A 12,395-nucleotide genomic window follows, 5' to 3' on the forward strand; every position below is an offset into this window, starting at 1 on the left:
GGTTCGCTAAGTACCGCCAAGGGTATAGCAATCATCATACTATACTCATTGTGCTTTCAACTATCTCCTTTACCTTTTGTTAATAAATAGGACAGCACGGTGTAACATAGAAGTGATAATGAGCCGCAGTTTTTATGAATAGTAATATGAACGACAGTAAATAATTGATACTGCTATGAATTATTTATCATATTGAGGACCTATCGCTCGTGCTAATTTTTCACATTGGCACAGGGTTGTGATAAAATACGCCACCTGTTAATCGGCTACTCCGCTATATTTTTGGTCAATCATGGACTTATCCTTATGAGTGTTACTGTATTCAATCCCCGCATCGATGACGATGCTGTTGCTGAGACGACTGTCACCGCACGTGCTGTCACTGCACTCAAAGAAGCAAGTTCAGCCCAAGCGCCTGTCGAAAAAGCAGCGACAAAAAAGGTCTTTGTCACGACCCAAGGCTGTCAGATGAATGTCTATGACTCTGGCAAAATGCTAGACGTATTAGGCGACTCACATGGTATGGAGGTGACTCATGATATCGATGAGGCCGACGTACTACTGATGAATACCTGCTCTATCCGCGAAAAAGCGCAAGAAAAAGTCTTTTCGGAATTGGGTCGCTGGCGCAAACTAAAAGAAAAACGCCCTGACCTCGTCATTGGCGTCGGTGGCTGCGTTGCCTCCCAAGAAGGCGATAATATTCAAAAACGCGCGCCTTATGTTGATATGGTATTTGGCCCGCAAACCTTGCATCGCCTGCCAGAGCTGTACGATCAATCAAACGAACAGCGTGAAATCGCGCCTAAAAACCGTATCGGTACGATTGATGTGTCATTCCCTAGCATTGAGAAGTTTGACTTTTTGCCAGAGCCAAGAGTAGAAGGCTACAAAGCATTTGTCTCTATCATGGAAGGCTGTTCAAAATATTGCTCATTTTGCGTCGTTCCTTATACGCGCGGTGAAGAATTATCACGTCCACTAGATGATGTATTGGCTGAGATTGATAGCCTTGCGGCGCAAGGTATTCGCGAAATCAATTTACTTGGTCAAAACGTCAACGGCTATCGCGGCGAAAAAGACGATGGCAGTATTTGCCGTTTCGCTGAGCTATTACACTATGTATCGCACGTCGATGGCGTCGAACGTATTCGCTATACGACTAGCCATCCGCTAGAGTTTACTGATGACATCATTGATGCCTATGCACAACTGCCAGAGCTGGTTTCGCACTTACATTTACCGGTTCAGAGTGGCTCAAATGCTATCTTGGCAGCGATGAAGCGCAACCATACAATCGACGTTTATATTAACCAGATTAATAAGCTAAAAGCCATTCGTCCAGATATTCATTTGTTGAGTGACTTTATCATTGGCTTCCCTGGTGAGACAGATCAAGACTTCCAAGATACTTTGAACTTGGCGAAAGAGTTGAACTTCGATCACTCTTACAGCTTTATCTACTCTAAGCGCCCAGGCACGCCAGCCGCTGAGTTGCCAGATGATGTAAGCTTCACGACTAAAAAGGCTCGCTTGGCTGAATTCCAAAAAGTTATTATCGACTCAACACTTGCTAAAACGCATGAAATGGTCGGCACCACTACTCGCGTCTTGGTTGAACAAGTTGCCAACCGTCATCCCGATTGCCTAATCGGTACAGCAGATAACACTCGTACTGTTATGTTCCCTCATAATGTCGAGAAAATGGATGAGCTGTTGGGCAAACTTGTGAGTGTACGTATTACCGATTTCGTCAGTCCGCACATGGTGAAAGGTGAGCTAATCGAAGTATTGGCATAGTGGTTAAGGTAACAATGGTTAAGTTATAAATTTGAGTAAGAATAAGAAAAAGCCGTTCACTATAATAGCGAACGGCTTTTTTGCGGGTGAAGGTCAATCATCACTATTCTGATAACCAGTCTGTCTTCCGTAACTGTTGATTGGTCTCGCGGCGACGTTTTTTTCGGACGATATCAATGTCTTCTTTCTCATGAATACCACCTTTTCTTAACAGCGGATCAAGCGCCAAGTAATTACGCGGTTTGACAGTACCTAGCGATTGCTGTGTACCTGTTATATTTTGACGTTCTAACTGCTCTTGCTGTTCTAACTGCCGTTCAATCTGTTTGGCCTTTTTTAAGGTTTGTTTTAAGCTCATGTTGTTACCTGTTTTTTTATTTCTTTGAGATACCAATGCCGAAAATCATCTTAGCGAGGAAAAGGAGTGCTAATTGTACATTCAGTACATTAAACGAGTTTGACGATACTAAGATGATTTGCAGGCTTGGTATTAGCCTTTAATACACATGGCCTGCTTAAGCGTATGCACCACCTGAACCAAATCCGTTTGATTGGCCATCACTTCATCGATGTCTTTATACGCTCCGGGTATTTCATCTATGACACCTTTGTCTTTGCGACACTCGACGCCATCCGTCTGCGCTTTTAGTTCATCGATGGTGAACGCTCGCATAGCTTTACCTCGGCTCATCTGTCGTCCTGCCCCATGTGAACATGAGCAAAACGCTTCTTCTGCGCCAAGACCACGTACGATAAAAGACTTTGCGCCCATAGAGCCTGGAATAATACCAAGCTCACCTTCATAAGCACTGATCGCGCCTTTACGCGTCACATAGACTTGCTCACCGAAGTGCACCTCTTCATTGACATAATTATGATGACAATTGATGGCTTCTTTGGTCAGCTGAAATCGTGGCAACTCCGCTTGTGGCGACTGCAATGACTTAATCACCAAACGCATCATCTCACGGCGGTTCTCTAACGCGTAGTCCTGCGCCCAGCCCACTGCTTCGACATAATCAGCAAAACTATCAGACCCTTCAGCGAAATAAGACAAATCTCGATCTGGTACATGACCAAAGCGCGATTGACGTTCTTTTTTGGCAAGGTTGATGAAATAGCGACCTATACAATTACCGATGCCGCGGCTGCCAGAATGCAGCATAACCCAGACATCGTTGTTTTCATCCAAGCACAGCTCAATGAAATGATTGCCACCGCCGAGTGTTCCCAACTGCTTCGCCCACGTACGCTCAAAGCCTTTAAGCATTTTGAGTAAACCTGGGTGCTTATCAGTAATCGGTTTAAGGCGTTTGCCCAACGGATCAAGCGTTGAGTTCTTAGCTTGGATTTGCTTGTGCATGTTAAAGCCGACTGGCACTTGCTGCTCAACGATCGATCGTAATGACCTTAAGCTGTCAGGCAAATCACTCGCCGTCAGGGACAAACGTACCGCGTTCATACCGCAGCCAATATCTACCCCAACTGCCGCAGGAATAATGGCAGACTTGGTCGGAATCACACTGCCGACTGTTGCGCCTTTGCCAACGTGCACATCGGGCATCACCGCAATATGTGAGTGTACAAACTCTAGCTGAGCTAAATTGCGTAGTTGCTGCATCGCACCTTGCTCAACATCTGAGGTGTAAATCTTGACGGGTACGCCGTGTTTGCGGTTTTCATTTAATATTAATTGAATGCTCATGATTTATTATTTCCGTTTTATTATTTTTATAACCATACATATTTTTTAATTTACTAATTTTTAGACATTACTTACCCGTCTCCATTAAACGATACGTTTAATAAGCACATAAGTTAATAAATCATAAAATAAAGACAATAAAATACCGTATTTTTATTAATTAAAAAATTAATAAAAATGCATGGTTAATTTATTATGGACATTTTAAAGAAATATAATATAAATCAAAACCGTCGGCCACAGCGTAAATATTATACGCATAGAAAAGCTTTAGCTAAATCATAGCCTGAGTCGCTTTATTAGCAATAACGGTAAAGAAAAATGTTAGGCAAACAGATAACAGTATGCGCAATATGGCTTAGCACAATCGCAGAGCAAATTTGGCACAGTAGACTTAGAAAAGAGATAGCGCAAGTAGATACAGAAAGCTATTCGCTGATATCGATAGATGGGATATCACTCAATAGCTTATATAAAAATTTAGCCAAACCTTTTCGAAGGTGTCATTGCTGTCATGTGGTTTACACATTCAATCTTTAAAAACGTCTTGGTAGTTATATAGGACACGATGATTCCTCCATAGATTGTGGCTAATGTCAGGACGACAATAGCAGGTTAATTGAAACGATTTATCGCTTATGAAAGATAAGCAATATAAATCAATGAGCCAATAATAACGATTTAAAAATTAAAGTCAATAATTAATTTGGCTTGTATAAAAAATAATTTAATAAACGTGTGTTTAATTAATCACTTTAATTTGAAATATTATCGGTAGTTTTTAAGCTATAAAACTGTTTATCACTTCAGCCAATAAAGCGGCAGCAATGATTATAAATATCACCCCACAACCACGATTGAGCCACGCTAAGCGATTACCCACATCGAGCCAACTTGCCAGCTTTTTGCCACCTAGTGTATATATGATTTGCCAAATCGTTTCGCTCAAAAACAAGCCAATGGTCAATAGGACATATTGTGGCCATAGTGGCGCACTAAAATTGATAAATTTAGGAAAAAAAGCAGCAAAGAACAAGATAGCTTTCGGATTAGATAATGACACCCAAACACCAGTACGAAACAAGGTCGTATTGCTCGGCGCTATTTTAGTAGCAGCGCTAGAGAGTGAACGCGGCTGTGGTGTACTGGGTACGCCGTCAGTGGCAGCATAGTCTGCTGCTACCTCTGCACTCAACTCTTTAGCATCGCTCATCAAGCTACCGTCGCCAGCATCGCGCCAAGAGCTGATACCCAAATAGATTAAATATGCTGCACCCACGGCTTTGATAATGGTCAGTAACCACGGTGACTGGCGACTGATTACATCCAATCCAAGCAGTGTCGATAGCAGTAATACAAACAAGCCAAGGCTCAGACCTGCTAGCGTCCATAAAGTTCGTTTGACGCCATAGTTCATGCCGTACTGAAATGCCAGCAGCATATTAGGACCAGGGGTCGCTGAGATAAAAAACGTACTTGCGAAAAACACTGCAAACAGATGCCAAGACATCAACCCACCCCTACTTTGTCATGTGTAAATGGTTCTAATACGAACGGCTATACGATTCAAATATGCGACTAAAAAATAAACACCGTCATTAAGACGGTGTCACTTATACCTGTATGTCAAAGAAGTCTCGAAAAAATCATTAAAGAAACTACGCGCCTTCTACTGAATAATTATGACTGCATAGACGGCTGAGTCGTACAGCTATCTAATAGCTTCTTTAAGAATGCATCGCAGCGTTCAATTTCGCTAAGCTTCACATACTCATCCGCTTTGTGCGCCTGTTCAATACTACCAGGGCCGCAGATAATCGTTGGGATACCTGCATTGGTAAACTGACCGCCTTCAGTCGCATAAGCCACTTTATGACGCTCATCATCTCCTGTCAGCGCAGCGATCAATGATTGCAACTCAGCACTATCGTCATCTGTCATGGCGGGGACGCTTTCTTCTTGCATTAGCTCAATACCGGTCTCTGGCGCGCGCGCTTGCATTTGCGCATTTAGCTCAGCGACTTTTGCCTGAATGGGCGCTAGTATATCGTCTTGCGTCATGTGCGGCAGGTTACGATAGTCAAAAGTAAACTCGCATAAGTTAGGTACGATATTGGTCGCTGTACCACCATGTATGGTACCTACTGACAGTGTCGAATAAGGCACTGTAAATAAGGCATCGTTATCATCACGAGCACTCAGCTCTTCAGCAAGCGTATCTACATAGCCAACCAATCTGCTGGCGTAGCTAATAGCATTGACACCCTGTGCGATTAATGAGGAATGAGCCGACTTGCCGTGTACACGGCAACGATAAACCGCGATGCCTTTATGTGCAACTACCATAGCCATGTTAGTTGGCTCACCAACGATACAATAATCAGGCGTAATACCACGTGCTTTTAGGTCTGCCAAAATCAATGGCGCACCCAAGCAGCCAACCTCTTCATCGAACGATAATGCCAAATGCAACGGACGACGTAGCTGACCGCTGTTCGATAACTGCACGGCTTGCGGCAATATCGTTAGCGCACAAGCGATAAAGCCCTTCATATCACACGCACCGCGACCATATAGCTTATCACCACGTATCGTCGCGGTAAATGGCTCTGAAGACCACGCTTGCCCATCAACTGGCACAACGTCGGTATGACCTGATAAGACCAGACCGTTATTGATAATATCAGCGTTTTCACCAGCTGGTACAGTCACAAACAAATTGGCTTTGGTCTTAGCTTCATTAAAGGTCAAATCTACCGTCAAACCCAACTGCTCACAATAAGACTTTACATCGTTAATCAAAGCCAAATTAGAGTGACGACTGACCGTATCAAAGGCGATGAGACGTGTTAGCCAATCAAGGCTTTGAGTAGGATGTTCGACACTTTTCAGCTGAACATCGCTGCTATTATCAACGTTATCGCTATTACTACTGTTATCTTGGATCATAAAATATCCTTACTACAATTTTCAGAACTATGATGTGTCAGAGCTGCCTTATGATGGATTGTTATGATTCATCACATCAACCACTGGCGGCATTGGTTTTGGTAACTTACCTTCTGCCTGTAGCTCTTTGGTTGTTTTGGCATCGATAGACAAACCAGCGATGAGCGCGATGTCTTTGACAGCCTTGCGTTTACGCGTGGCAAAGCTTACTGGTACCATACGAGCAAATTCATAGATATAAAGATAAGACTCTTCCCCACCTTCAAAATCCTCATCATCTTCGAGACGAATTGCGCCAATCTTAGCCAAATCAGATAACATCTCGTTTTCTTCACTGGTCAAACCACAATCGGTAATACCAAAACCGGTCATAAAACCGTTTGCCCACTGTTTCAACGCCATCACGCGCTCGTATAAATCATGTTCATCATCTGGTATGAGCGGCATGTACGCGTAGGCATCATCTTTGTCTTTTAGCTGAAACACAATGTCTTCCGCTTCTTCTGTTAGCAAGGTCAATGCAGGCTCTGGTAATGGAGCAAAGCTGAGCTCTTCAAACACCTTAGCCCAAGTTGCTTCGTCGGGTGCATTACAAGCCGTCATAAGCCCTGTCATCATGCCATGCACTTCGCTGATAGACACGTCAGTCCAATCATCAAACGCGGTCAGCCAAGTATTCCAGCCAGAGATATTATCATTCATAATAGATGTCCTAGTAATTGATTACTGCTCATAAAATAAAAATAGTCGCGATAAGATGTCATAGACAAGTCATCGATAAATAAAAGTGAAAAGACAAAGCCTGATGCTTGTAATTACTTTGTTGATATAGATATTATGCGGTCACCTATGGCATTATTAAATGCAGCGAACAAAATTCATTCACGCTTACTTGTTAAGGATAAAAACTGACTATGTATGATCAACTTAGAATATTAGAAAAAATGGTACTCGACATCAAAAAACAGTATCAGCTTGTCAGTGCTGAACTTAGCAGCTTAAAACAACACCCTGTTACTGATTCAAAAGAATTTGCCGCACTAAAAACCAAATTAGATAACAGTCATAACGAACGTGACGGTGCCAAAAAACAACTGAACGATCTCGACAAGCGCTATCAAAGTCTTGCAGAAGCGCACCATATGATCGGTGAAGAACAAGACAAACTGCAAAAAAAGATCAGCCAATTACAACAACAAAACAGCGAGCTGCAACAACACAATAATGAGCTAAAGCAGCAGTATAGCGATATCAAACAACAAAACAGTGAACTGCAAAAGAAGAACCAATTGGCAGCCGAGCGTACGCAAGTCGTATTACAGCGCCTAACCCGTATCGATCAAGCAGAAGGCTAACGCATTCTTGTAGCAGATAGCAAAGACGTACTGCTTATTAAATTGCCAAACGCTATTTATAAAATCTGATATCACTCATTTCACTGACCAGACATTGTAGGATTTATCATGACCGATGACCAAAGCAAATCGATAGAAAAACAACCAAAAAATACTCAAGCGCCAAGTGCGCCAGTAACAAGTGCGACAGTACCAGCGCAAAAAACGACACCAGCAGCATCGAATATATCAAGCGCCATGGCACAATCTAATACCAAAACACCTAAAGCGCCAGAACCACAAATCAAAAAAGTTGATATTGCGATTGCTGGGGTTACTTATCCAATCTTTTGTCCAGTACATGAGCAAGAAGAGCTACTGTCAGCGGTTTCGTATATCAACAACTATGCGCTCGATCTAAAAAGAGATGCGCCAAGCCTTAGCCAAGAAAGCATACTGGTACTGTGCTGCTTGAACCTATATGAAAAAATCCATGCCAATCAAAGAAGTGATGAAGATCGTTTGCAGAAAGATAAACAGTCTGAGGCATTGCTCAATAAAATTATGAAAGACGCTCATTCTATTCTATAGATGCATCGTACTGTATTAAACACATAAGCGCCTAGCCAATAAAGTTAGGCGCTTTTTTATGGTCAATCATTTATCTATTTATGCATAAGGCGTGTAGGTCTTGCCTGCGTGAAAGTCTGCCTGATGCTCATAATTGCAAAAGAATAACTCTTGGTTCGCTTCAACATCGCTATCGATAGTTGTACTTGGTTTGGTTTCGAGTACGCCGCGATACTCAGCCAAGCTGTTGCCACAGAAATTACACTGACGCGGAGTGGTCACATCCCCTTCTTTTGGCATCATGCTTTTAGGCGCACGTGGGTACATAAACTTATAAAAAGCCCACATTGAAGCCCAAATAATAAGGATGACGATAATAACAGCAAACACGGCAGTGCTCCTTCGATTACGGGTAAACGTGAGAAATAATGAAATCTACTAAATAAGATTATTTAAGACGTTTTGATAGCATAAATTTTACCGTCAATAATAGCGACAATACAATGCCTTTACCGTTTAATTGCTGATTGCGCTAACGGACGAGTTATATCCACTAGATAAACCTATTAACAAATCAGTCAACTTTATAATAAAAAAACCTGGCCATGATAAGCCAGGTTTTTTATCAAAAGTAACCATCAAGTTAAAACAATAATTAGGTTAAAGTAACTATCAGCTTTTAGCAGAGTTACAGCTGTAGCTCGCTGATATCAGCTACCGTCAAGAACAAGGCACGAACCTGCTTTAGCAATGCCAAGCGATTGTTTTTAAGTGCAGCATCTTCACTATTGACCATTACTTGATCAAAGAACTGGGTCAACGGCTCATCTAAGCTAGCCAGTGTTTGCAATACTTGCGTATAGTCTGCTTGCTCCAGCAATGGTTGTACCACTGTCTGTGCTTGCTGCACATTTGCATATAAGTTTTGCTCAGCAGATTCAGACAGTAGAGTTTCATCGACTGTATCAGCCACGCTCACTTCTGACTTGGCCAAAATGTTGGCAACGCGCTTGTTTGAATCGGCTAGCATTGACGCTTGTGACAACTCGCTAAACGCTTGCACGGCACGGATACGCTGATCAAAATCTAGCGGCATATGCGGGTTAATCGCTTGTACGGCTTGGATCGTATCAACACTGACACCTTGCTCGGTATACATCGCACGATAGCGCGAGTTCAAGAACGCCATAACTTGGGTAAAGGTATCGCCCATTTTGGTAATCTTGCTGCCTTCTTCCGTAGTGTAGTTCTTAATTGCCTGCTCAACGAATGCTACCAAGTTAATCGGTAGCTGTTTTTCAATGAGAATACGTAAAATACCAATGGCAGAACGACGTAAGCTAAATGGATCCTTTGAACCTGTCGGTGCTTGGTCAATCGCAAAGATCCCAACCAATGTATCTAAACGATCCGCTAACGCTAAGCAAATGCCAATCGGTGTCTGTGGTAGCACATCGCCACTGAACTTAGGCAGATACTGCTCTTCTAAACTGGCGGCGACCGCTTCTGGCTCATCATTCAAACGTGCATAATAAGTACCTGCGATACCTTGTAATTCAGGGTACTCGCCGACGAGCGAGCTGGCCAAATCTGCTTTAGACAAAATGCCCGCACGTACGGTTTCATCAACATTAATATCATGGCCTTGCTGCTGCATCAACGTGGCGATGAATGCTGCCAGTTTAGCAATACGCTCAGACTTCTCCCAAATCGTCCCCAATTTATCTTGGAATACGCGATTTTTTAGGCTTTCTGTAAGCGCAAACAATGGCTGTTTTTGATCTTGCAAGAAGAAAAACTCTGCATCAGCCAAACGTGGACGCACAACTTTTTCATTACCTTCAATAATCTGGTTAGGATCTTTTGATTCAATATTGGTAATAAAAATGAAATACGGCTGCAATTTGCCAGTCTTATCAGTCAAGCAAAAATACTTTTGATCCGCTTGCATAGTCGAGATAAGTGCTTCTTGCGGCACTTGTAAAAAGCGCGCTTCAAAGCTCGCTCGTAGCGCAATGGGAAAATCGACCAATGCGGTGACTTCGTCCAACAAATCTTGCGGTACGATGGCGTCAGAATTAACTTCATCCGCCAACGCTTTTACTTGGTTTTTGATCAGCATTTGACGCTTATCAAAATCTGCCACCACTTTTAGACCGTCTAGCAATTGCTCATAATCATTGGCATGAGCAATATTGTGATAGTCAGGGCTATGGAAGCGATGACCACGCGTTTGTGTACCAGTCTGATGACCTTGGATAGTGGCATCGATGACAGTATCATCCTGCATCAATACTGCCCACTGTACTGGACGCACAAACTCGTTACGGCTAGCACCTGAGCGCATACGCTTAGCAATTGGCAAATTATCTAGCGCGGTTTGAAAAATAGCAGGCAGTAGCTCAGTTGTCGCTTGACCACGGATAGTCTGCTCAAAACCGACATAGTCACCTTTATCGGTATTAATCGTCGTTAGCTCGCTAGCTTCAATACCCAAACCTTTGGCGAAACCCATGGCCGCACGTGTTGGGTTACCCTCTGCATCAAACGCCGCTTTAATCGCAGGGCCACGTTTTTGTTCTGTACGATCAGGCTGCTTATCGCTAATACCTTGAATCTGAATTGCCAAACGGCGCGGAGCAGCAAAGGCTTTGATGCTATCAAAAGTAATGTCTGCTGCCGTCAATTGCTCAGTGACACTGGTTTGTAGTGCATCACGTAATGGTTTTAGGCTTTTTGGAGGTAGCTCTTCACACCCCAGTTCAAATAGAATAGTACTCATGGGATGCTCCTATTTATCGTTAGTAGATTGGTTAGTGTCAGTAGTTTCTTTTGTTATGCCGTCTGCTGCCACGTCTTCTTTTGGCAAATACTTATCAAGCGCCGCTTGGCGATGTTCTTCATCAGCCAATGGGAAACCCAATTTGGCACGAGCTTCGACATAACCAATGGCGACCTTACGAGCAAGCGTACGTACACGTAGGATAAAACGCTGACGTTCAGTCACTGAAATAGCGCCACGTGCATCAAGCAAGTTAAACGCATGAGATGCTTTTAATACCATCTCATACGCTGGCAATGGCAGTCCTGCATCGACCAACTTGTCGGCTTGCTGCTCATAAAAATCAAACATCTCGCCCATCATCGGCACATCAGCGTGCTCAAAGTTGTAGGTAGACTGCTCGACCTCGTTTTGATGAAAAACATCGCCATAAGTCACACGACCAAACTCACCGTCTGCCCAGACCAAATCATAAACGCTATCAACGCCTTGTACATACATGGCCAAACGCTCAAGCCCGTAAGTGATTTCGCCAGTGACTGGGAAGCACTCGATACCGCCGACTTGCTGGAAGTACGTGAACTGCGTGACTTCCATACCGTTTAGCCAAATCTCCCAACCAAGTCCCCACGCACCAAGCGTTGGCGACTCCCAGTTGTCTTCTACAAAGCGCACATCATGCACTAATGGATCGATACCAATGGCTCGTAGTGAATCCAAATACAACTCTTGGATGTTCGGTGGATTTGGCTTTAGTACAACTTGGAACTGATAATAATGCTGCAGGCGGTTTGGGTTATCACCATAGCGCCCGTCAGTAGGACGACGTGATGGCTGTACATAGGCCGCATTCCAGCGCTCAGGACCTAATGAGCGCAAAAACGTCGCGGTATGAAAAGTACCTGCACCGACTTCCATGTCGTAAGGCTGCAATACAACGCAGCCTTTGTCGGCCCAATAATTTTGCAAAGTTAAGATTAAATCTTGAAAAGTCATCGGTTGAGAGTCTTTATCTTGTGTCATCGGGGTTATCGCTTGGGATGTCATAGTTTCGGTTTTCATAGTAAAGCCACTGTGAAATGAGTATTATTAAATAAATCTCTGATAGCGCACGCGCGACCTATTCGGCAACGACTCTATCTGCCTGCTCACCTTACTAAAAATTGACTATTTTATCCATATTTACATCAACTAAATTTGCATAGCGAGCACAAAATCTCAGTTGTATAGCATATTTTCAGGCAAATCATCATGG

At 43.2% G+C, this 12,395-nt stretch carries 11 protein-coding genes; 3 read left to right on the forward strand and 8 right to left on the reverse strand.

The window, feature by feature from the left end; translation table 11 throughout:
* The first annotated feature begins 306 nt into the window (after positions 1-306).
* Positions 307-1,800 carry a tRNA (N6-isopentenyl adenosine(37)-C2)-methylthiotransferase MiaB gene (gene miaB / locus SJY28_RS01175; protein WP_379543147.1) on the forward strand — a complete coding sequence of 498 codons (1,494 nt, stop codon included), beginning with the start codon at positions 307-309 and terminating at the stop codon, positions 1,798-1,800.
* A 103-nt stretch (positions 1,801-1,903) separates the two neighbouring features.
* Here the strand turns inward: miaB and SJY28_RS01180 are convergent, their stop codons facing one another.
* The 5 genes from SJY28_RS01180 to SJY28_RS01200 form a co-directional block, all read right to left on the reverse strand.
* Positions 1,904-2,158, reverse strand: coding sequence for a hypothetical protein (locus SJY28_RS01180; RefSeq protein ID WP_379543148.1), 255 nt, complete (start codon positions 2,156-2,158; stop codon positions 1,904-1,906).
* 132 nt (positions 2,159-2,290) lie between these two features.
* Positions 2,291-3,505, reverse strand: a complete 1,215-nt coding sequence (locus SJY28_RS01185) for an RtcB family protein (RefSeq protein WP_379543149.1) — start codon at positions 3,503-3,505, stop codon at positions 2,291-2,293.
* A gap of 781 nt (positions 3,506-4,286) precedes the next feature.
* Entirely contained in the window at positions 4,287-5,015 is a 729-nt protein-coding gene (locus SJY28_RS01190; RefSeq protein WP_379543150.1) for a LysE family translocator, read from the reverse strand.
* 170 nt (positions 5,016-5,185) lie between these two features.
* Positions 5,186-6,454, reverse strand: coding sequence for an acetylornithine deacetylase (argE, locus tag SJY28_RS01195; RefSeq protein ID WP_379543151.1), 1,269 nt, complete (start codon positions 6,452-6,454; stop codon positions 5,186-5,188).
* A 48-nt stretch (positions 6,455-6,502) separates the two neighbouring features.
* Positions 6,503-7,156, reverse strand: a complete 654-nt coding sequence (locus SJY28_RS01200; protein WP_057761477.1) for a UPF0149 family protein — start codon at positions 7,154-7,156, stop codon at positions 6,503-6,505.
* Between the two features lie 212 nt (positions 7,157-7,368).
* Here SJY28_RS01200 and SJY28_RS01205 point away from each other — a divergent pair, with 212 nt between their 5' ends.
* Together SJY28_RS01205 and SJY28_RS01210 are read left to right on the forward strand one after the other, a co-directional pair.
* Positions 7,369-7,809: a hypothetical protein gene (locus SJY28_RS01205; RefSeq protein ID WP_379543152.1), complete on the forward strand. Its 441-nt coding sequence runs from the start codon at positions 7,369-7,371 to the stop codon at positions 7,807-7,809.
* Positions 7,810-7,917: 108 nt separating this feature from the next.
* Positions 7,918-8,379 (forward strand): cell division protein ZapA, encoded by a 462-nt coding sequence (locus tag SJY28_RS01210; RefSeq protein ID WP_201579181.1) that lies wholly within the window; start codon positions 7,918-7,920, stop codon positions 8,377-8,379.
* Positions 8,380-8,457: 78 nt separating this feature from the next.
* Here SJY28_RS01210 and SJY28_RS01215 read toward each other — a convergent pair whose 3' ends face one another.
* From SJY28_RS01215 to glyQ, 3 genes are all read right to left on the reverse strand, one after another.
* A complete protein-coding gene (locus tag SJY28_RS01215) occupies positions 8,458-8,748 on the reverse strand; it encodes a hypothetical protein (RefSeq protein ID WP_379543153.1) in 291 nt (96 codons plus the stop codon).
* Between the two features lie 298 nt (positions 8,749-9,046).
* Positions 9,047-11,140: a glycine--tRNA ligase subunit beta gene (glyS, locus tag SJY28_RS01220; RefSeq protein WP_379543154.1), complete on the reverse strand. Its 2,094-nt coding sequence runs from the start codon at positions 11,138-11,140 to the stop codon at positions 9,047-9,049.
* A gap of 9 nt (positions 11,141-11,149) precedes the next feature.
* Complete coding sequence (gene glyQ, locus SJY28_RS01225) at positions 11,150-12,136, reverse strand: glycine--tRNA ligase subunit alpha (RefSeq protein WP_379544884.1); 987 nt, start codon at positions 12,134-12,136, stop codon at positions 11,150-11,152.
* Between the last annotated feature and the right edge of the window lie 259 nt (positions 12,137-12,395).

It is taken from the genome of Psychrobacter sp. R86515, assembly GCF_042466315.1.
Classification (GTDB): domain Bacteria; phylum Pseudomonadota; class Gammaproteobacteria; order Pseudomonadales; family Moraxellaceae; genus Psychrobacter.